This is a genomic window from Pseudomonas sp. MWU12-2319 (assembly GCF_023242525.1).
GTDB lineage: Bacteria > Pseudomonadota > Gammaproteobacteria > Pseudomonadales > Pseudomonadaceae > Aquipseudomonas > Aquipseudomonas gingeri_D.
Genome location: NZ_JALJES010000002.1, coordinates 91,679 through 112,192, shown reverse-complemented (window position 1 = coordinate 112,192; position 20,514 = coordinate 91,679). Strand labels below are relative to the sequence as shown.

Here is a 20,514-nt window from a genome sequence, read left to right as displayed (position 1 = left end):
AGCTCAGTAAGAATTCCTACAGACAAACTAGCTCGTATTTGACGTAGCTTCAATATGGAAATTATAGTTATCGCAGCAGCCAGCATCCGATAAAAAATAGCTATTCACACCGAAAAACACTCATCTCAATTCAAGCACGACATAATCCCTGAACGTAAATCGATGATGGTTCCATTTCCATAAAGGATAACCCCATGCAAAGTCGAATTATTTTCCGTTCAAGTCGTTTGGCATGGCTTTTCATAAAAGAGCAACTCAAGGAGCCCATTGCCTTATTCTGGATTATTATTTCGCCGTGTGCCGCTTTCTATCTCCTGGCCCTGTCCAGAGGCTGGATGAATTCAGTCTCGGGGGATTACATCGAGCACACAGCCTGGTTCTATGCCTACATTTCTTCCAATGTTGCCTTGTTTGGATTCTCCTTTTACATCATAGGCCGTCGAGAAAGCGGCTACATTCGGTCATTCATTTACAATCACGAAGCGAAACGAATCTTTATCCTGGCCCAAGCCCTCGCCTACTCGGTCATTGCCATGATTTATTGCGTCGTGTTTTACCTTGCCACTCGCCCGCCCTTCGGTGCTTACTCCACCTTGGAACTCCTGAGTATTATTTCGAGATTTTATATTTGCTACCTACTATTCTGCTCAATCGGCATCTACTTCAGCTTCCTCCCACTAAACTTCCAAAACGCAAATACCCTATTCTCTATTTTTTCATTCGCCCTTCTGATCCTTGGTCTATCCGGTTCGCTTTCAACGACACCTTTACTTAAAGCTGTCAATCTGGGCAATCCCTTATTGCACGCCACCGAGCTGATTGAGAACGGCTTCAAAAGAAAAACGACATTCACCCTACTCACTTTATTTTTATTCGTTTCAAGCCTGCTTATCACTATCAAATTTTTGCGCATCAACCCTGTCTGGAGCCGCTACTAATGAAAAACCTAACGATAGATTCAATAGATTTCAAGTATCACGATCGAATAATTTTCGAAAATGCAACAATGACGATACGCCCCGGCACCATTATTGGTGTACTGGGTCCAAATGGATCTGGAAAAACGACACTCTTTGATATCATCTGCAAACTGAAGACGCCTTGTAGAGGGGATGTCCGAAACAGCTTCTCAAAAGAGCTCTATCTATCTCAGACACTCATGACACCGCCTGCACTACGCATGTTCGATATCTTCGAAATGACCAACCTGCTTTGCTCCTCTATACAGAATACCCAGTCGCAAACACTCCACAAGCTTTCACAATGGAGTCCCGGCATCATCAATCGCTACAAAGAGATCTGGAAAAAAAAGTCTGCTTTATGCAGTTATGGAGAAAAGCGCTGGTTTTTTGCCCTTTCGCTCTTGTCGATAGACGCGGATCTCATCATCCTGGACGAACCCACTGCAGGTGTCGATCCAGAATTTCGTCACTATATCTGGCAGTGTCTGCACGGAGCAGCCAAAAGAGGTGCCGCTATTCTGGTTTCCTCGCACAATGTCGATGAAATTATTAACCACTGCGACTACTTTTATATGTTAAGTCAAAAGCGGTTCAAGCGATTTGACGACCGCCACACTTTCATGGAAACCTATGATGCGAAATCACTTGATGAGGCGTTTATAAAAGCCGCAGCTTTTTAAGGCAACGCCTCGACAGCCCTGAGTTTGAGCTCGGAAATATTTCATCATGTTTGATTACTTGTCCACCCACCAATCTATAAATACCATTCTCTCCATTCACAAAATACTACACACCCACTGGCACTTTCCTTGGTGCCGGGTATTTTCGCAACAACTGGAGATCATTATGAACGGCCACAACCTGACTTTTAGGAACAATCCGATATGGTATGTCGCTCAGCGAGCGATAAACAATGTGTCGTGGTTTATGAAGGACCAAGCGAACAGCACGAACCAACAGCGAAACAGGGTTCTCAATACCGTCAAATCAGGCGCCTTCGACCTGCTGGGTGACGGGCAGGCGAAAGAAGTCATACTGGCACCAACCGGCAACCCCACGCATACCGATCCCTTGGTCACCGCCTACTGGTGCCCCTTTATTCAAGGCAATGTATTGCCTGGTTTTGTCGATATACCACGGCATAATCCACAGCATAATTTTGTATTCACTGCCGCCATGAACGGGTGCGCGCTGGTCACAACAACCTCTCCGGCCGGCAGCAACATGCTCAGAATTTATCATCACCAACATCCAGACAGCGCAACTATCAATCAGCTGATCCTGGCCCAGGGACAATCCATTCTTTCCTGCATTGACGCCAGTGACTATTGCCGTAGCGACCAGAAATATCCTGCGCCCAACGCGTTCAACTTTCTGTTCTACAAAGAGGGCAAATGGAAGTATGTCGTGCAACCGCAAATTTTTAATATGCTGACCCATGAGGTCGCGTTGAATCCAGCCATGCAACCGAAGGTAGTGGATGTCTGATATCCCATTTTTCTCCCCACCCTTACCCCCCTGGACATCTCTGATATCACACGAGAGTCGTCAAACGAAGGTAACAGCCTTATAGAACATCCCGCCAGGTTCCGTGTGGCGTCCGGATTTGTGGCACGAGCCAGGGTGCCAAGGCTTCGGATCGAATCTTGAATTTCGGACGTGGAAAATCGAAGCGCCGATCTTGATCTGGCACTTTGACTGATATTCAGGGGGATAAGCTTTGATGGTGGGCGTTATGGAGGCAACCCCACCAGCCACACCCCGGCACACAATGTTCCCGCTGTGGCTGCTTCCTTCCGGATCTGACCAGGTTCACGGGTAATCGTTGCGGGGGGACCGATGGGGTCACCATAACGACGCCCGCCTGACGGCGAGCCGCGCCATTGTACCTAGATAACGAGAAGTTACAACCGCTTGGCGTCGATAAAAATTCGATGAGGGTCAAGTACTTGTCGGCGTCTGGTGTGTGGCGGTCCTCAGCGTGGATCAGGCCCAGCGGCCTGCCAGGGATGGCGGCGGTGGATTCACTGCCGTCATCGCCAGCAAGCTCGCTCCTACAGGGATAGGTCAGGCTGGTAGTGCTTGCTTGTCCAGCAGCTTATCCACACGACTCAAGGCCAGATCGACCAGGTGCACCACGCCCAAGGCCAGCTTGCGATTGGAACCCTGCAGGTTGTCCGCGCACTCGTAAGCCGTGGCCGAAGCCGATTGGAGGATTTCGCCGATTTGCGTCAAGGCGTCTTCGGTCGTCAGCTGTTCGCGTCGACGTCGTGAGACGTTGTCCGGCGGTAGTTCGTAATGGGCGAACGCTCGCTCAATCGCCAGTTGGCTGGCAAGAGACGACAGGTCTTCACTTGGGGGATTGGGGGTGATCTTGAACATAGTGATGGTCCTAAGTTGCTGAGTGGGAGCCATCACCCGTTCGCTTGCACGCGAATTAGGGTGGCAGCTGTACGCAGGTGTGCAAGACCGGGGCAACATAGGAAACCCGGCAGATCCCGAAGATCTCCCGCGCACAGCCACCATAACGCCAGATTTCAGACACAGAGAATGACTGAAGGCGAGGAGCGACAGTGCGCCTGATGTTGCGAACCGGACTTGCACGTCCACATCACCGATTTTGCGGTGACGGAATGCAGACTAGCCGCCGGTTCGAACAGGCGCAACGGGCTGGGATTTTCTAGGAAATTTCAGGCAAGTGAAAGGGATCTTTCGACAACACCACACCGAGAATTGACTGGATGCTGACAAGTAAGACTCATGCAGAAAAATTGAGCCAACCTGGAGAATCCAACCATGCTCGCAAACACAGTAGTTTTTACTCACACTGACAAGCCCATCAAAGATGAAACGCTACAGTTCAAATCGCCAGAGCTCAGCACCAGCACCTTGAAGGCAATGAAAGAAGCCAGACAAGGTAGCTTGAAATCGTTCGACTCCATAGAGGACTTGATGGCGGATCTGAACGCAGAAGGATGATTTATCGAAAACCGGATGACGCGACCTTGCACTTCATCCGACTCGGCTCAAACAGCGAACTGGGCTTGTAAAAAAACCTCAGGACGCGACCTGCAACACCTCATCCGCCCGGCCACCCTCCTCCTGGATCACCAGGTGGATGAAGTGCAGCTTGGCGATGGTCGCCGGCGGTAGCACAAAGGGGTAGAAATCCGGCTGTCCCATGCTGCGGGACAGTTCGTTGAGCATGCCCGCCAGCTCGATCCAGGCGTTGACGAACGACAGGAACGCCGGCCCCTCCGGATGTTGCGGGTCGTAGAGCGCGCTCAGGGGAAACGACGGGTAGTCGAAATCCGATTCCTTGGCACTCATGCCAAAGCCCAGTGCCGTGTCCACCGCGTCCATCATGTGCAGGTAATGCGCCCAGGTCTCAGCCCAGTCTTCCCAGGGATGCATGGTCGCGTAAGCGCTGACGAAGTGTTGCGACCAGTCCTGCGGGGCACCCTGCTGGTAATGACGCTCCAGGGCGTCGGCATAGCTGGCGCGCTCGTCACCGAACAGGCCGCGAAACGGTTCCAGCCAGTGACTGTTGGCAATCAGTCGATCCCAGTAGTAATGACCTACTTCATGGCGGAAATGGCCAAGCAGCGTGCGGTATGGCTCGTGCATCTGCACGCGGACTTTTTCCCGGTGAGCGTCGTCGGCTTCCTTGATGTCGAGGGTGACCAGGCCGTTGGCGTGGCCGGTCATGGGGGCCTTGCCCTCCAGGTCGACACCGACGAAGTCAAAGGCCAGGCCGCTTTCTTCGTCCCAGGTTTTCGGGATGACTCGCAGGCCCAAGGTGATCAGCTGGGCCACCAGGCGGCGCTTGGCGGTTTCGACCTTGCGCCAGCGATCCGGGTTTTCCGCGATGGACAGGTCGGGGATGGTCCGGTTGAGGGCGCACGCGGTGCACAGGGCGCTGCCGTGGGCGTAGGGAATCACCCAGTTGCAGGCGGCCGCGGTGTCGAGGTTGGCGCAGCGGCGGAACAGGCCTGCGTCGGGGTCGGTGTCCAGTTGCCAGCTCCCTGGGTAGGGGCCGGGTTGGAGGGATGACAGTACACTGCCCTGAGGCTCGTAGCCCAGGGCCGCGGAACAGGCCAGGCATTGGCTGTTGCGGAAGAATACCGATTGATCGCAACGGCAACGCCAGACCTTGCTGTTGCGCGAGGGTTCGCTGATGAAGGGCGCGGCGATGCGGGAACTGAGTTGTTCGAAGAACCGGTACATGGCGATCTCTCCAGGGGCCTGCCTAGACTAGATCATTGGGCGCGGTGGTGGGTTCCCTGATGCAGGGAAGAAACATCGGCGGTCGGAACGTGGCTCGCCGCGGAAGATTTGGTGGCCTCAAGGGCCTCTTCGCGGGCAAGCCCTGCTCCTACAGTTTCGTGTCGGATGAAAGTTGTGTGTACGACCTAGGCCTGTAGGAGCATGGCTTGCCAGCGAAGCTTTTGGCGGCCTCCAGGACGCCATCGCCAGCAAGCCGACTCCTACAGGAGATTGCGGCACTTTCGGGCTTAGACCTCGATACCACGGCCCTTCAGGAACGCCACGAACGCCTCTTCATCCAGCACCTTGAGCCCCAGTTCGTTAGCCTTCGCCAGTTTCGAGCCGGCACCCGGGCCCGCCACCACGCAGTGGGTCTTGGCCGAGACCGAGCCCGCCACCTTGGCCCCCAGGCTTTCCAGCTTGTCCTTGGCCACATCACGGCTCATCAACTCCAACGAGCCAGTCAGCACCCAGGTCTGCCCCGCCAGCGGCAAGCCTTCCACAGCCTTTTTCTCGCTCTGCCAATGCATGCCGAAATCACGCAGTTGCGCTTCAATCGCCAAGGCTCGCCGGGCATTCTCCGGCTGGGCGAAGAACTCACGCACGGCATTGGCCGGCTTTTCACTCAAGGTCTGGCGCAGATCCAGCCAGTCCGCCGCGATAACACCTTCGACCGAACCGAACTTGGTCGCCAGCTTTTCCGCCGCCGTCGGCCCCACCGAGCTGATATCCAGCTTGGCGATCAGTCCGCCCAGGGTAGTGCTGGCGGCAAACTCGGCGCCCAGCTCCCCCTGGTCCTGCAATTCCAGCCCACGCTCCAGCAGTTCCTTGATAACCGTGCGGTTGTGCTCGTCTTCAAAGAAGCTGTGGATCTCATGGGCCACTTCCATGCCGACATCCGGCAGGTAGGTCAGGACCGACGGCAGCGCCTGCATGACCCGCTCCAGCGAGCCAAGGCTACGCGCCAGAACCTTGGCCGTTTCCTCGCCCACATCGGGAATACCCAGGGCATAGATAAACCGCGCCAGGCTCGGCTTCTTGCTGTCGGCAATCGCCTCCAGCAGGTTGCGTGTCGACAGTTCGGCAAAGCCTTCCAGGTCGACGATCTGCTCATACGCCAAGGTGTAGAGATCCGCTGGCGAGGCGATCAGCTTTTCATCCACCAACTGCTCGATGGTCTTGTCGCCCAGGCCTTCGATATCCATGGCCCGACGGGAGACAAAATGGATGATCGCCTGCTTGAGCTGCGCACCACAGGCCAATCGGCCGACGCAGCGATACACCGCGCCTTCGCTGATCGTCTCGCGGCCCTTGCTGCGCTTGACCAGTTGCGTGCGTTCGACATGGGAGCCGCACACCGGGCAGCTTTCCGGGATCTGCACTGCTCGGGCATTGTCCGGGCGCCGTTCGGTCACGACCTGCACCACTTGCGGAATCACGTCGCCGGCCCGGCGAATGATCACGGTGTCGCCAATCATCAGTCCCAGACGGGCCACTTCATCCATATTGTGCAAGGTGGCGTTGGACACGGTCACGCCCGCGACCTTGACCGGCTTCAGTCGGGCCACGGGGGTGACGGCACCGGTACGACCGACCTGGAATTCCACGTCGAGCAGTTCGGTAAGCTCTTCCATGGCCGGGAATTTGTGGGCAATCGCCCAGCGCGGTTCGCGGGCGCGGAAACCCAGTTCACGCTGGGACGCCAGGCTGTTGACCTTGAACACCACGCCGTCGATTTCGTACGGCAGCGCGTTACGCCGCTCACCAATGTCACGGTAATAATCCAGGCACTCACCAATGCCTTTCGCCAATTTGAGTTCGCGGCTGACCGGCATGCCCCAGGCCTTGAGTTGCTGGAGATTGCCGATATGGGTGTCGGCTATTTCAGCGGACACCTGGCCCAGGCCGTAGCAGCAGAACTCCAGCGGACGGCTGGCGGTGATCTTCGAGTCCAGCTGGCGCAGGCTGCCGGCCGCGGCATTGCGCGGGTTGGCAAAGGTCTTGCCGCCGGCTTCCAGCTGCGAGGCGTTCAGACGCTCGAAGCCGGCCTTGGACATAAAGACTTCACCACGTACCTCCAGGGTCGCCGGCCAGCCGCTGCCGTGAAGCTTGAGGGGGATGTTGCGCACGGTGCGCACATTGACGCTGATGTCTTCGCCGGTGGTGCCGTCGCCACGGGTGGCGCCACGGACCAGGGCGCCGTCCTGGTACAGCAGGCTGACCGCCAGGCCATCGAGCTTGGGTTCACAGCTGTATTCAACTTCGGCGCCGCCACCGAACAGGTCGCCAGCCGGCAGGTCGAGGCCTTCGCTGACCCGACGATCGAACTCACGCATATCGGTTTCTTCGAAGGCGTTGCCCAAGCTGAGCATGGGGATTTCATGCCGGACCTGGGTGAAGGCCGACAGTGCCGCGCTGCCGACGCGCTGGGTCGGTGAATCGGCGCTGACCAGTTCCGGGTGCTCGGCCTCCAGGGCCTTGAGTTCGTGGAACAGGCGATCGTACTCGGCGTCCGGAATGCTCGGCTCGTCGAGGACGTGGTAACGGTAGTTGTGCTGATCCAGTTCAGCGCGCAGCTCTAGAATCCGGGTGTGGGCGGCGGTCATGGAGTTCTCTCAAAAGCAAAAAAGAGCAGCCGAGGCTGCTCAATATGTTAGTGCGGGTTGTTGCGGTGAGCCATCTGGCCTCTTCGCGGGCAAGCCCTGCTCCTACAGGCCCATGTCGTACTCAAAACTTGTATTCGACACCGAACTGTAGGAGCAGGGCTTGTCGGATCGCCGCACCGCCGCGAAGGGGCCCTCAAGAACACCCAAAAATGCGACGGTTAACGCTTCTGGGTCAAGGCGCGACGTTCAAACTCGACGATGCGCTGACGGTAGTGCTCGATGGTCTGGGCGGTCAGCACACTACGCTGGTCATCCTTCAGTTCGCCATTGAGCTCTTGTGACAATTTGCGAGCGGCGGCGACCATCACGTCGAACGCCTGCTTCGGATGACGCGGGCCCGGCAGACCGAGGAAGAAGCTCACCGCCGGAGTGGTGAAGTGGTCGATATCGTCGAGATCGAAGACACCCGGCTTCACCGCGTTGGCCATGGAGAACAGCACTTCGCCGTTACCCGCCATGCTTTCGTGGCGATGGAAAATATCCATCTCGCCGAAACGCAGGCCGCTTTCCAGAATGTTCTGCAACAGCGCCGGGCCTTTGAAACCGTTGACGTCGCGGCTGATCACGCTGATGACCAACACTTCTTCCGCTGCCGGCTGTTCCTTTTCCTGACGCGCCGCCGGCTTGTTGCCTTCCTCGGGGAAGTCATCGTCGCGGCTGCTGAAGCTCGGGCCTTCATCCAGGTCCAGGTTCAAATCGCCCTGGCTCGGCTCGCCGCCACGCTTGCCGCGCTTGGACGGCTTCTCGCGGCCTTCACGCGCCGGCATGCTCACGGACGGCAGGTCATGCTCGTCCAGCTGAGGTTCCTTGTGGGTGTCCAGCACACGGGCCGGGCCCAGCAATTCGGCGCTGGTATCCTCGTCCGGCAGGTTCGACAGGCTCCGGTCCAAACGGAACTTGAGCTTGCCCTTGCCACCGCGCATCCGGCGCCAGCCATCAAAAAGAATACCGGCAATGACTATGATGCCGATGACGATCAGCCACTCGCGCAGACCGATTTCCATGTAATCCCGTGCCTCTAAATAAATGGTTCTATGAAGAAAGGGCTGAAACCCCTTTAAAGCGTGGCGCCAACTCTATGTTCTGACAGGCATTTTTTCCCACGCACAAGAAAACTTGACATTAAATTAACACGACACAAGGAAACTTTACACCGTCTGTCGTACAGGCTTGCATTTATAAGTCCCCAAGGATCAGTGCTAGTTCCCACAATGCCCAAGGAAATCCCCTTACGCCTCGAATATCTTTGCCTCAACGGCGGACGATTCAGGCGTCCACCAGGGCCATGGCCTCCTCCACATCCACCGCCACTAGCCGTGAACAACCCGGCTCGTGCATGGTCACGCCCATCAGTTGATCGGCCATTTCCATGGCGATCTTGTTGTGGGTGATATAGATGAACTGCACCGTTTGTGACATCTCTTTGACAAGTCGGGCATACCGTCCAACGTTAGCGTCATCCAACGGCGCGTCAACTTCGTCGAGCATACAAAACGGTGCCGGATTCAATTTGAAAATGGCAAACACCAGGGCCAGGGCGGTCAGGGCCTTTTCGCCGCCGGAGAGCAAATGGATGGTGCTGTTCTTCTTGCCCGGGGGCCGCGCCATGATGGTGACCCCGGTGTCGAGCAGATCATCACCGGTGAGCTCCAGGTAAGCGCTGCCGCCGCCGAACACTTTTGGAAACAAAGCTTGTATGCCGGCGTTGATCTGATCGAAGGTGTCCTTGAAGCGATTGCGGGTTTCCTTGTCGATCTTGCGAATCACGTTTTCCAGGGTATCGAGGGCTTCCACCAGGTCGGCGTTCTGGGCATCCAGGTAACGTTTACGCTCGGATTGTTGCTGGTATTCGTCGATGGCCGCGAGGTTGATCGCGCCCAACCGCTGGATGCGCGCGGCAATGCGTTCGAGTTCTTCCTCGGCGTCCTTCTCGCTGGCCTCGGCCGTCAGGGTGGCGAGCACGCCGTGCAGGTCGTAGCCGTCTTCCAGCAACTGGTCCTGCAAGGTCTTGCGTCGTACGTTGAGGGCCTGCCATTCCATACGCTGCTGTTCGAGCTGGCCGCGAATCAGCTGTGACTGCTGCTCGGCCTGGCTACGGCGTTTTTCGGCGTCACGCAACTCGCGGTCGGCGTCTTCCAGGGCGATCTGCGCGGTCTTGAGTTCGACGTCGACGCTCAGGCGCTTGTCGAGTAACTCTTCGAGCTTGAGACGCAACTCCTCCAGCGGCGCCTCACCCTCCTCCAGGTTCAGGCTCAGCTGCTCGCGTTTTTCGCTCAGGCGCTCGGACTGCAGCTCCAGGCGTTCCAGGGCCTGGCGGGTGGAATCATGCTGGGCCTTGAGGGAGCCGAGGCGTACCGCCAACTGATGGGCATGGTCCTTGTGCTGGCGGGCTTCCTGGCGAACCCGATCGAGGCGCTCGCGCAGGCTGTCGCGCTGGGCCAGCAGCAACTCGCGCTGCTCGGTGTCGACGGCCATGGTGTCGAGAGCCTCTTGCAGTTGCAGGCGGGCCTCACCGACTTCTTCGTGTTCCTGGGCACGCTGCTCGCCCAGTTCGCCCTGCTCTTCATCGAGACGGGTACGGCGCAATTGCAGTTGCTCGGCCTTGGCCTTGCTGGCCGACAGCTTGGCCTTCAGCTCACCCTGCTGGCGGGCTTCGTCCTGCAGCAGACGGCGCAGATGCTCACGTCCGGTTTCCTGCTGGCGCTGGGTGGCGCGCAGGGTTTGCAAGCGGGTTTCGAGGCTGGCCAGGGTTTCTTCACGCTCTTCACGCTCCAGGCCCAGGCGCTGGATTTCCTGACCCCGGGCAAGCACGCCGCTCTCGGCCTCGCTGGCCCGACGCACCCGCAGGAAATGCCGCCCGACCCAGAAACCGTCGCGACTGATCAGGCTTTCCCCAGCCGCCAATTGACCGCGCAGGGACAAGGCTTGCTCAAGGCTTTCAACCGGCTTGACCTGACCCAGCCAGGGCGACAGATCGATATCCGCCTCGACCTTCTCCAGCAGGCTGCCCGGCACCCGGGTGCCGTCCGGCGCCGGGCTGAGCAGACGCAGGTCGCCCTGCTGGAAACCGCCGAGGTCGAGACCGGCGAAATCATCCACCAGCACGGCCTGCAAGTCGGCGCCGAGCACGGTTTCCACCGCCAGCTCCCAACCCGCCTCGACCTTCAAGCCCTCAGCCAGGCGCGGACGCTGCGCCAACTGCTGCTCACGCAGCCACTCGGCCGTGCCGGTGCCCGGATCGAGCGCCGCCTGCTGCAAGGCTTCGAGGGAGGCCAGGCGGCCATTGAGGCGCTGCAAGTCGCCCTGGGCCTGTTGCTGATCCTGCATGGCCTGCTGCAAATCCTGGCGCAGTTGCTCCAGGCGCTCGACCTGGCCTTCTTCGCTGGCCTGCAAATCTTCCAGGGTCTGCTCGCTCTCGGCCAACTGCTCGCTGAGTTCGAGGATGGCCGCGTCTTCCGGGTCCGCCGAGAGCAAGGCGCGCTCTTCGGCCAGACGCCGCTGGCGCTCGGCCAGACGTTCCATGCTGGTTTCCAGCTGCTGGATCCGCGACTGCTGGACTTCGGCCTGGCGCCGCGGCTCGGCCGAGCTCAGGTTGAAGTTGTCCCACTGTTCCTGCCAGCCGTGCATGGTGGTTTCCGACTCTTCCAACGCGGCGGCGGCTTCTTCGGCAGCGGCGCTGGTCACCTCCTGCTCGGGTTCGAGCATGGCCAGCTCTTCACCGAGGGTCGCCAGCAAGGTGCGGTCGTGACCCAGGTGCGATTCGGTTTCCAGACGGGCGCGCTCGGCTTCACGCAGATCGTCCTGCAACTGGCGCAGACGTTGCTGGCCATGTTGGATGCTCTGTTCGACCCGGGCGATATCGCCACCGACCGAATAGAAGCGCCCCTGCACCAGATTGAAGCGTTCGGACAGCTCATGGTGCCCGTCCCGCAGGCGCTCGATGCTGGCATCGGCATTGCGCTGCTCGGCCACCAGGGCTTCGAAGCTGATTTCCTGGTTGCCGATAATCGCTTCGCGCTGGCCGACCTGCTCGTTCAGTGCCTGCCAGCGCAGGGCCGACAGTTGGGCCTTGAGCTGACGCTCCTCGCCCTTGTATTCCTGATATTTCTCAGCGGCCTGGGCCTGCCGGTGCAGGCGTTCGAGCTGGCGCTCCAGCTCTTCGCGCAGGTCGGTCAGGCGCGCCAGGTTTTCATGGGTACGACGAATACGGTTTTCGGTCTCGCGACGGCGCTCCTTGTACTTGGAGATGCCCGCCGCTTCCTCGATGAAATTGCGCAGGTCCTCGGGCTTGGCTTCGATCAGCTTGGAGATCATCCCCTGCTCGATGATCGAGTAGCTGCGCGGACCCAGGCCGGTGCCGAGGAAGATATCGGTGATGTCCCGGCGCCGGCATTTGGTGCCGTTGAGGAAGTAGCTGTTCTGGCTGTCGCGGGTGACCTTGCGGCGGATGGAGATTTCCGCGTAGGCGGCGTATTCACCAATCAGGGTGCCGTCGGAGTTGTCGAACACCAGTTCGATGCTCGCCTGGCTTACCGGCTTGCGGCTGGTGGAGCCGTTGAAGATGACGTCGGTCATCGACTCGCCGCGCAGGTTCTTCGCCGAGCTCTCGCCCATCACCCAGCGGACGGCGTCGATGATGTTCGACTTGCCGCAACCGTTGGGACCGACCACCGCCGCCATGTTACTGGGGAAGTTCACCGTGGTCGGGTCGACGAAGGATTTGAACCCCGCCAACTTGATGCACTTGAGCCGCACGCTTAGTCGACCGCCAGGGCAGACAGGACGATGTCGCAGCTACGCTGGGCGTAGTTGGCCAGGACCGTGCGGATCAGCGGCAGGTCGCGGGCCATGACGGCGGCCAGCAGTTGCGCGAACAGGGTCAGGTATTCGCTCATTTCCGCCTTGCGCCGCTCCAGCGCCAGGTAATAGGCGCGGCTCATGGCCGGCTGCAGGTTCTCGACGGTTTCCTGCAGGTACGGGTTGTCGGCGAACGGAAAGGCCGCGCGCATCACATTGAAGCTGTCTTCGACGAAGGTGCGGATATCCGCGTTCTCGAAGCTGGCGCTCAGGCGCTGCTGCAGTTGCAGAAACGGCGCGAGGTCGGCCTGCTCCTTCCAGCGTTGGGCGACGGCATTGCCCAGCAGGATGTACAACTCGCTCATCAGGGTGCACAGGCTCTGCACCTTGTGGGCGGTGAGCTCGGTGACATGGGCACCGCGCCGGGGCAGGATGGCAATCAGATGGCGGCGTTCGAGAATCAGCAGCGCTTCGCGTACGGAGCCACGGCTGACATTGAGCGCCAGCGTAACCTTCTGTTCCTGGATGCGCTCCCCGGGTTTGAGGTCGCCGCGAATGATGCGTTCGGCGAGGTGGTGAGCAATTTGCTCGGCGAGGCTGTCCGGCGCCTTGAACGTCATGGTTTTCCTTCAAAATCTTCGATCAGTGCAAGCGGCGCAGTGTAGCGCACTTGATACCGGGTGGCGCAGGGCTCCTGAGGCGGAATTTGGCACGAATCCCGCAATTATTTCAGCAGCTAGACTGGGAGAAAGCGCTCCATGCTTTCAATCGCGAGATTTTCCTGACCTTAAGGTCAGATATTTGTTGACCGAAAAGTCAGATATCACTAGATTCTGCCCATCGGTCAACAACAATAATGAGTCTGCGAGGCCTTCCGTGATCCAGTTTTTACTCAACCAGGAACTCCGCCGCGAGCACGCCCTGGACCCGAATCTGACGGTGCTCGAGTATTTGCGCGAGCACCTGGGCAAACCCGGCACCAAGGAAGGCTGCGCCAGCGGCGATTGCGGTGCCTGCACCGTGGTGGTCGGCGAGTTGCATTGCGACGCTTCGGGCCAGGAGCAGATCCGCTATCGCAGCCTCAATTCCTGCCTGACCTTTGTCTCGTCGCTGCACGGCAAGCAACTGATCAGCGTTGAAGACCTCAAGCATCAGGGCCAACTGCACAGCGTGCAACAAGCCATGGTCGACTGCCATGGCTCGCAGTGCGGCTTCTGCACGCCGGGCTTCGTGATGTCGCTGTTCGCCCTGCAAAAGAACAGCGATGCCCCGGACAGCCACAAGGCCCATGAAGCCCTGGCCGGCAACCTCTGCCGCTGCACCGGATACCGGCCGATCCTGGCCGCCGCCGAGCGCGCCTGCTGCAACAAGCCGGCTGACCAGTTCGATGCCCGCGAAGCCGAAACCATCGCCCGCCTCAAGGCCATCGCACCGACCGAAACAGCGGAACTGAACAGCGGCGACAAGCGCTGCCTGGTGCCCTTGACGGTCGCCGACCTGGCCGCGCTCTACGACTCTTATCCGCAAGCCCGACTGCTGGCCGGCGGTACCGACCTGGCGCTGGAAGTCACCCAGTTCCACCGCACCCTGCCGGTGATGATCTATGTCGGCAACGTGGCCGAACTCAAGCGCATCGAAACCTTTGAAGATCACCTGGAAATCGGCGCCGCGACCCCGCTCTCCGATTGCTACGCCACCCTCAAGGCCGAGTACCCGGACTTCGGCGAACTGCTGCAACGCTTCGCCTCCCTGCAGATCCGCAACCAGGGCACCCTGGGCGGCAATATCGGCAATGCCTCGCCGATTGGTGATTCACCACCGCTGTTGATCGCGCTGAACGCACAACTGCGGCTGCGCAAGGGCGACAGCACGCGCACCCTCGCGCTGGAAGACTATTTCATCGATTACCGGGTCACCGCGCGCCAGGACAGCGAGTTTATCGAAAGCATCATTGTGCCCCGGGCCGATGCCGCATGGCAGTTCCGTGCCTACAAGGTTTCCAAGCGCCTGGACGACGATATTTCAGCCGTCTGTGCAGCCTTCAACCTGCGCCTCGAAAACGGCGTCGTGGCCGAGGCGCGGATCGCTTTCGGCGGCATGGCGGCGATTCCCAAACGGGCCCGTGCCTGCGAACGCGCCCTGGTCGGCCAGCCCTGGAACCAGGACAACCTGGAACGTGCCTGCGCGGCGCTGGGGGAGGATTTCACTCCACTGTCGGACTTCCGCGCCAGCAAGGAATATCGCCTGCTCAGTGCTCGCAACCTGTTGCGCAAGTACTTTATCGAGCTGCAAACACCGCACATCGAGACTCGGGTGACCGCTTATGTCTAACCCTCACGCCGTGGAAAAAACCCAGGCCGAGATGGCCGAACTGTTCGCCCGGGACCTGAGCACCGGCGTCGGTCGCAGCGTCAAGCACGACAGCGCCGACAAACACGTGGCCGGCGAGGCGGTGTATATCGACGACCGCCTGGAATTCCCCAACCAGTTGCACGTCTATGCGCGGATGTCCGATCGCGCCCATGCGCGCATTCTCAGCATCGATACCGCGCCGTGCTATGCCTTCGAGGGTGTGCGCATTGCCATTACCCATGAAGACATTCCCGGCCTCAAGGACATCGGCCCGCTGCTGCCGGGCGACCCGCTGCTGGCCATCGATATCGTCGAATTCGTCGGCCAACCGGTGCTCGCCGTCGCCGCCCGCGACCTGGATACCGCACGCCAGGCGGCCATGGCCGCGGTGATCGAGTACGAAGACCTGGAGCCGGTGCTGGATGTGGTCGAGGCCCTGCGCAAACGCCATTTCGTGCTCGACAGCCATACCCATAAACGCGGTGATTCGGCCGCCGCCCTGGCCACTGCCGAACAACGTATCCAGGGCAACCTGCATATCGGCGGGCAGGAACACTTCTACCTGGAAACCCAGATATCCTCGGTCATGCCCACCGAAGATGGCGGCATGATTGTCTATTGCTCGACCCAGAACCCCACCGAAGTGCAGAAGCTGGTGGCCGAGGTGCTGGACGTGTCGATGAACAAGATCGTGGTCGATATGCGGCGCATGGGTGGCGGTTTCGGCGGCAAGGAAACCCAGGCCGCCAGCCCCGCCTGCCTCTGTGCGGTGGTGGCCCGCCTGACCGGGCAACCGACCAAGATGCGCCTGCCCCGGGTCGAAGACATGCTGATGACCGGCAAGCGCCACCCCTTCTATATCGAGTACGACGTCGGCTTCGACAGCAGCGGGCGCCTGCACGGGATCAACCTGGAACTGGCAGGCAACTGCGGTTGTTCGCCAGACCTGTCGGCATCGATTGTCGACCGGGCGATGTTCCATGCCGACAATGCCTATTACCTGGGCGACGTCACCGTCAACGGCCATCGCTGCAAGACCAACATCGCTTCCAACACCGCCTATCGCGGCTTCGGCGGTCCGCAAGGCATGGTCGCCATCGAAGAGGTGATGGACAGCATCGCCCGGCACCTGGGCCTCGATCCGCTGGCGGTGCGCAAGGCCAACTATTACGGCAAGACCGAACGCAACGTCACCCATTATTACCAGACCGTCGAGCACAATATGCTCGAGGAAATGACCGCCGAACTGGAAGCCAGCAGCCAGTACGTCGAACGGCGGGAAACCATTCGCCGCTACAACGCCCACAGCCCGGTGCTGAAAAAAGGCCTGGCGCTGACGCCGGTGAAATTCGGTATCTCGTTCACCGCCAGTTTCCTCAACCAGGCCGGGGCGCTGGTGCACGTCTACACCGACGGTAGCATCCACCTGAACCACGGTGGCACGGAGATGGGCCAGGGCTTGAACACCAAGGTCGCGCAGGTGGTGGCCGAGGTGTTCCAGGTGGAAATCGATCGGGTGCAGATCACCGCCACCAACACCGACAAGGTGCCCAATACCTCGCCCACCGCCGCCTCCAGCGGTGCCGATCTGAACGGCAAGGCGGCGCAGAACGCCGCCGAGATCATCAAGCAGCGGTTGGTGGAGTTTGCCGCGCGGCACTACAAGGTCAGCGAGGCGGACGTGGAATTCCGCAACGGCCATGTGCGGGTACGCGACCAGATCCTGACCTTCGAGACGCTGATCCAGCAGGCGTATTTCGCCCAGGTGTCGCTGTCGAGCACTGGCTTCTACAAGACGCCGAAAATCTACTACGACCGCAGCCAGGCCCGGGGCCGGCCGTTCTATTACTTCGCTTATGGCGCGGCCTGCGCCGAGGTCATCGTCGATACCCTGACCGGCGAGTACAAGATGCTGCGCACCGACATCCTGCATGATGTCGGCGCCTCGCTGAACCCGGCCATCGATATCGGCCAGGTGGAAGGCGGCTTTGTCCAGGGCATGGGCTGGCTGACCATGGAAGAACTGGTGTGGAACGCCAAGGGCAAGTTGATGACCAACGGCCCGGCCAGCTACAAGATCCCGGCGGTGGCCGATATGCCGCTGGACCTGCGGGTCAGGCTGGTGGAGAACCGCAAGAACCCGGAAGACACGGTGTTCCATTCCAAGGCCGTGGGCGAACCGCCCTTTATGCTGGGGATTGCGGTGTGGTGTGCGCTCAAGGATGCGGTGGCGAGCCTGGCGGATTATCGGGTTCAACCGAAAATCGATGCCCCGGCGACGCCGGAGCGGGTGTTATGGGGCTGCGAGCAGATGCGTCAGGTCAAGGCGGAACAGGTCGCGGTTGTCGAACAGACGACAGAGAGGTGTCTATGAACTACTGGATCAGCGCCCTCGCCGACCTGCAGAACCAGGGCGAGCCCTGCGTGCTGGTGACCATCATCGAAGAGCTCGGTTCGACGCCGCGCAATGCCGGTTCGAAAATGGTCGTCAGTGCCGCCGGCGCCTTCGACACCATCGGCGGTGGTCACCTGGAATACAAGGCCATGCAGATCGCCCGGGACATGCTCGCCAGCGGCCAGCAGAACACCCATCTCGAGCGTTTCAGCCTGGGCGCCAGCCTCGGCCAGTGCTGCGGCGGCGTCACCGTGCTGCTGTTCGAGCCCATGGGCCAGGTCCAGGCAGAAATCGCGGTGTTCGGTGCCGGGCATGTCGGCCGCGCCCTGGTGCCCTTGCTCGCCAGCCTGCCCTGCCGGGTACGCTGGATCGATTCCCGCGAGCAGGAGTTTCCGGCACAGCTTCCCAGCGGCGTACGCAAGATCGTCAGCGAGGAACCGGTGGATGAGATCGACAACCTGCCCGCGGGCAGCTACTGCATCGTCATGACCCATAATCACCCGCTCGATCTGGAACTCACCGCCGCGATCCTCAAGCGCAACGACTTCGCCTATTTCGGCCTGATCGGCTCGAAGACCAAACGGGTCAAGTTCGAACACCGCCTGCGCGAGCGCGGCTTCGACGCCAGCGTGCTGCAACGCATGCGCTGTCCGCTGGGATTGGCCGAAGTCAAAGGCAAGTTGCCGGTGGAAATCGCCATCTCCATCGCCGGCGAGATCATCGCCACCTATAACGCGAATTTCGGCCAGCACAGCGCGAGCGCCGAACCTATTGCCAAACTGCTGCCGGCTTCGCGCCGCAGCCAGGCCACACACTGAGAAAGACCATGCCTTCGACCCGTACCGCCTACCGCGCAGCCCTCCTGCACAGCCTCGCCGATCCGGCCGAGGTCGGCATCGAGGCCTCCTATGAATATTTCGAAGACGGCCTGCTGGTGGTCGAGAACGGCCGCATCATCGCCCTCGGCGCCGCCAGCGAGCTGCTGCCGAGCCTGCCCGCCGATGTTGAAGTCATCCAGCACACCGACGCGCTGATCACCCCGGGCTTTATCGACACCCATATCCACCTGCCGCAAACCGGCATGGTCGGCGCCTATGGCGAGCAACTGCTGGACTGGCTGAACACCTACACCTTCCCTTGCGAAAGCCAGTTCGCCGACCGCGCCCATGCCGAGGAAGTCGCGGATATCTTCATCAAGGAATTGCTGCGCAACGGCACCACCACCGCCCTGGTCTTCGGCAGCGTGCACCCGCAGTCAGTGGATGCGTTCTTCGAGGTCGCGGAGAAACTCGACCTGCGGATGATCGCTGGCAAGGTGATGATGGACCGCAACGCGCCGGACTACCTGACCGACACCGCCGAATCCGGCTACCTGGAGAGCAAGGCGCTGATCGAGCGCTGGCATGGCAAGGGTCGCCTGCACTACGCGGTGACACCACGTTTCGCGCCGACTTCAACGCCGGAGCAATTGACCCTGGCCGGCCAACTGCTGGGGGAATACCCGGACCTGTACATGCAGACCCACATCAGTGAGAACCTGCAGGAAGTGCAGTGGGTCAAGGAGCTGTTCCCGGAGCGCAAGGGTTATCTGGACGTCTACGACCACTACCAACTGCTCGGCGAGCGCTCGGTGTTCGCCCATGGTGTGCACCTGTGTGACGATGAGTGTGCACGCCTGGCGCAGACCGGCTCGGCGGTGGCGTTCTGCCCGACCTCGAACTTCTTCCTCGGCAGCGGCTTGTTCAACCTGCCGATGGCGGAGAAACACAAGTTGAATGTTGGCGTAGGCACGGACGTGGGCGGCGGGACCAGCTTCTCGATCCTGCATACGCTGAACGAGGCCTACAAGGTGATGCAACTGCAAGGGGCGCGGTTGAGTCCGTTCAAATCGCTGTACCTGGCGACCCTCGGCGGCGCCCGGGCGCTGCGCCTGGAGGACAGGATCGGCAGCCTGCAACCGGGCAGCGACGCCGACTTCCTGGTGCTGGATTATCACGCCACGCCACTGCTCAGTTATCGCCTGAAGCAGGCCAGGAATATTGCCGAGATATTGTTCGTCCTGATGACCCTGGGGGATGACCGGACGGTGAAGCAGACCTATGCGGCGGGGAACCTGGTGCATCAGCGCTGAATAAGTGCTGAATGCAGCCCTGATGTGGAAATGTTGCTTGTGTGGGAGCGGAGCTTGCCCGCGAAGCTTTTAGCGCCCTGAAGGGCCTCTTCGCGGGCAAGCTCCGCTCCCACCGGTTCTCCTGCACTCAGGTCCTACAGTTTTGCCGTGGACCGCCCCGGCTTCTTGGCCAGCAACAAGTGCGAGAACACCGCATGCAGGTCATCCGACGCACTCTCTTCATCGAGGTTGAGCTTGCTGTCGATATGGTCCATGTGGTGCATCATCAAGTCCACTGCCAGCACCGCATCCCGGGCCTCGATGGCATCGATCAACTGGGTGTGTTCATCGTAGGAACAGTGCGAACGATTGCCGCTTTCGTATTGGGCGATAATCAATGAAGTCTGCGACACCAGGCTGCGCTGGAAGCTGATCAGCGGGGCATTCTTCGCCGCTTCCGCCAGCTTGAGGTGGAACTCGCCGGAAAGGCGGATCCCCGCCCCACGATCGCCACGGGAAAAACTGTCGCGTTCATCGTTGACCATCTGCCGCAACAGCGCCAATTCCTCAGCCGTGGCGTGCAAGACCGCAAGCTCGGTAATCGCCTTCTCCACCATGCGCCGGGCCAGGAACACCTGGCGGGCTTCCTCGACACTGGGACTCGCCACCACCGCGCCACGGTTCGGGCGCAACAACACCACGCCTTCATGGGCCAGGCGCGACAAGGCACGGCGAATGATGGTGCGACTGACCCCGAAAATTTCCCCCAGCGCTTCTTCGCTCAACTTGGTCCCGGGCGCCAGCCGTTGTTCGAGAATGGCCTCGAAGATATGCGCGTAGACGATATCGTCCTGGGTCCCGGTGCGACCGGCCTTGCCGGCACGCGGTTGTTTCTTGAGGGGTTGCAACTGTTCGTTCATGGTCACTCGGATCGGAGACGGCGGCGAATGGACCCCGACTGGCGAA

15 protein-coding genes and 1 other RNA gene are annotated in these 20,514 nt (G+C 59.9%); 8 read left to right on the top strand and 8 right to left on the bottom strand.

Translation table 11 applies throughout. The features are described from left to right. Positions 1-194 precede the first annotated feature (194 nt). The 3 genes from M5C01_RS03225 to M5C01_RS03215 all read left to right on the top strand — a co-directional run bounded on the left by M5C01_RS03225 (position 195) and on the right by M5C01_RS03215 (position 2,450). Positions 195-938: an ABC transporter permease gene (locus M5C01_RS03225; RefSeq protein ID WP_152737296.1), complete on the top strand. Its 744-nt coding sequence runs from the start codon at positions 195-197 to the stop codon at positions 936-938. Continuing rightward, positions 938-1,642 carry an AAA family ATPase gene (locus M5C01_RS03220; protein ID WP_152737295.1) on the top strand — a complete coding sequence of 235 codons (705 nt, stop codon included), beginning with the start codon at positions 938-940 and terminating at the stop codon, positions 1,640-1,642. Before M5C01_RS03225 ends, M5C01_RS03220 begins: the two co-directional genes overlap by 1 nt. A 166-nt stretch (positions 1,643-1,808) precedes the next feature. After that, on the top strand, positions 1,809-2,450 hold the full coding sequence (locus M5C01_RS03215; RefSeq protein ID WP_103496688.1) for a hypothetical protein: 642 nt from the start codon (positions 1,809-1,811) through the stop codon (positions 2,448-2,450). Between the two features lie 257 nt (positions 2,451-2,707). On the opposite strand, the gene ffs is transcribed toward M5C01_RS03215, so the two are convergent. Together ffs and M5C01_RS03205 are read right to left on the bottom strand one after the other, a co-directional pair. Next, an RNA gene (gene ffs, locus M5C01_RS03210) (signal recognition particle sRNA small type) lies at positions 2,708-2,804 on the bottom strand. 225 nt (positions 2,805-3,029) lie between these two features. After that, positions 3,030-3,344 carry a hypothetical protein gene (locus M5C01_RS03205; RefSeq protein WP_152737294.1) on the bottom strand — a complete coding sequence of 105 codons (315 nt, stop codon included), beginning with the start codon at positions 3,342-3,344 and terminating at the stop codon, positions 3,030-3,032. A gap of 414 nt (positions 3,345-3,758) precedes the next feature. On the opposite strand from M5C01_RS03205, the gene M5C01_RS03200 reads away from it, so the two are divergent. Beyond that, positions 3,759-3,941, top strand: coding sequence for a hypothetical protein (locus M5C01_RS03200; protein ID WP_152737293.1), 183 nt, complete (start codon positions 3,759-3,761; stop codon positions 3,939-3,941). 78 nt (positions 3,942-4,019) lie between these two features. On the opposite strand, the gene M5C01_RS03195 is transcribed toward M5C01_RS03200, so the two are convergent. The 5 genes from M5C01_RS03195 to M5C01_RS03175 form a co-directional block, all read right to left on the bottom strand. After that, positions 4,020-5,189 (bottom strand): putative zinc-binding metallopeptidase, encoded by a 1,170-nt coding sequence (locus tag M5C01_RS03195; protein WP_152737292.1) that lies wholly within the window; start codon positions 5,187-5,189, stop codon positions 4,020-4,022. A 287-nt stretch (positions 5,190-5,476) separates the two neighbouring features. Next, the gene (ligA, locus tag M5C01_RS03190; protein ID WP_152737291.1) at positions 5,477-7,834 is read right to left on the bottom strand and encodes an NAD-dependent DNA ligase LigA; all 2,358 of its coding nucleotides are present in this window, start codon (positions 7,832-7,834) and stop codon (positions 5,477-5,479) included. A gap of 218 nt (positions 7,835-8,052) precedes the next feature. Continuing rightward, complete coding sequence (gene zipA / locus M5C01_RS03185; protein WP_152737290.1) at positions 8,053-8,898, bottom strand: cell division protein ZipA; 846 nt, start codon at positions 8,896-8,898, stop codon at positions 8,053-8,055. Positions 8,899-9,160: 262 nt separating this feature from the next. Beyond that, positions 9,161-12,649: a chromosome segregation protein SMC gene (smc, locus tag M5C01_RS03180; RefSeq protein ID WP_178129744.1), complete on the bottom strand. Its 3,489-nt coding sequence runs from the start codon at positions 12,647-12,649 to the stop codon at positions 9,161-9,163. 2 nt (positions 12,650-12,651) lie between these two features. Continuing rightward, positions 12,652-13,311, bottom strand: coding sequence for a GntR family transcriptional regulator (locus M5C01_RS03175; protein ID WP_103497392.1), 660 nt, complete (start codon positions 13,309-13,311; stop codon positions 12,652-12,654). Between the two features lie 256 nt (positions 13,312-13,567). On the opposite strand from M5C01_RS03175, the gene xdhA reads away from it, so the two are divergent. From xdhA to guaD, 4 genes are read left to right on the top strand one after another with little or no spacing between them, the layout of a single operon-like run. Further along, positions 13,568-15,022: a xanthine dehydrogenase small subunit gene (gene xdhA, locus M5C01_RS03170; RefSeq protein WP_178129743.1), complete on the top strand. Its 1,455-nt coding sequence runs from the start codon at positions 13,568-13,570 to the stop codon at positions 15,020-15,022. Continuing rightward, the gene (xdhB, locus tag M5C01_RS03165; protein WP_152737287.1) at positions 15,015-17,417 is read left to right on the top strand and encodes a xanthine dehydrogenase molybdopterin binding subunit; all 2,403 of its coding nucleotides are present in this window, start codon (positions 15,015-15,017) and stop codon (positions 17,415-17,417) included. Before xdhA ends, xdhB begins: the two co-directional genes overlap by 8 nt. Further along, entirely contained in the window at positions 17,414-18,256 is an 843-nt protein-coding gene (gene xdhC / locus M5C01_RS03160; protein WP_152737286.1) for a xanthine dehydrogenase accessory protein XdhC, read from the top strand. The genes xdhB and xdhC overlap by 4 nt, the downstream gene beginning before the upstream one ends. An 8-nt stretch (positions 18,257-18,264) precedes the next feature. Next, entirely contained in the window at positions 18,265-19,569 is a 1,305-nt protein-coding gene (gene guaD, locus M5C01_RS03155) for a guanine deaminase (RefSeq protein ID WP_152737285.1), read from the top strand. A gap of 134 nt (positions 19,570-19,703) precedes the next feature. Here the strand turns inward: guaD and M5C01_RS03150 are convergent, their stop codons facing one another. Further along, positions 19,704-20,468 carry a GntR family transcriptional regulator gene (locus M5C01_RS03150; protein WP_152737284.1) on the bottom strand — a complete coding sequence of 255 codons (765 nt, stop codon included), beginning with the start codon at positions 20,466-20,468 and terminating at the stop codon, positions 19,704-19,706. Between the last annotated feature and the right edge of the window lie 46 nt (positions 20,469-20,514).

Coding starts and splice junctions, on each gene's coding strand:
- zipA (WP_152737290.1), bottom strand. CDS start 8,898: ATGGAAATCGGTCTGCGCGAGTGGCTGATCGTCATCGGCATCATAGTC.
- M5C01_RS03205 (WP_152737294.1), bottom strand. CDS start 3,344: ATGTTCAAGATCACCCCCAATCCCCCAAGTGAAGACCTGTCGTCTCTT.
- xdhC (WP_152737286.1), top strand. CDS start 17,414: ATGAACTACTGGATCAGCGCCCTCGCCGACCTGCAGAACCAGGGCGAG.
- M5C01_RS03200 (WP_152737293.1), top strand. CDS start 3,759: ATGCTCGCAAACACAGTAGTTTTTACTCACACTGACAAGCCCATCAAA.
- M5C01_RS03175 (WP_103497392.1), bottom strand. CDS start 13,311: ATGACGTTCAAGGCGCCGGACAGCCTCGCCGAGCAAATTGCTCACCAC.
- xdhB (WP_152737287.1), top strand. CDS start 15,015: ATGTCTAACCCTCACGCCGTGGAAAAAACCCAGGCCGAGATGGCCGAA.
- M5C01_RS03225 (WP_152737296.1), top strand. CDS start 195: ATGCAAAGTCGAATTATTTTCCGTTCAAGTCGTTTGGCATGGCTTTTC.
- M5C01_RS03215 (WP_103496688.1), top strand. CDS start 1,809: ATGAACGGCCACAACCTGACTTTTAGGAACAATCCGATATGGTATGTC.
- guaD (WP_152737285.1), top strand. CDS start 18,265: ATGCCTTCGACCCGTACCGCCTACCGCGCAGCCCTCCTGCACAGCCTC.
- M5C01_RS03195 (WP_152737292.1), bottom strand. CDS start 5,189: ATGTACCGGTTCTTCGAACAACTCAGTTCCCGCATCGCCGCGCCCTTC.
- M5C01_RS03220 (WP_152737295.1), top strand. CDS start 938: ATGAAAAACCTAACGATAGATTCAATAGATTTCAAGTATCACGATCGA.
- M5C01_RS03150 (WP_152737284.1), bottom strand. CDS start 20,468: ATGAACGAACAGTTGCAACCCCTCAAGAAACAACCGCGTGCCGGCAAG.
- ligA (WP_152737291.1), bottom strand. CDS start 7,834: ATGACCGCCGCCCACACCCGGATTCTAGAGCTGCGCGCTGAACTGGAT.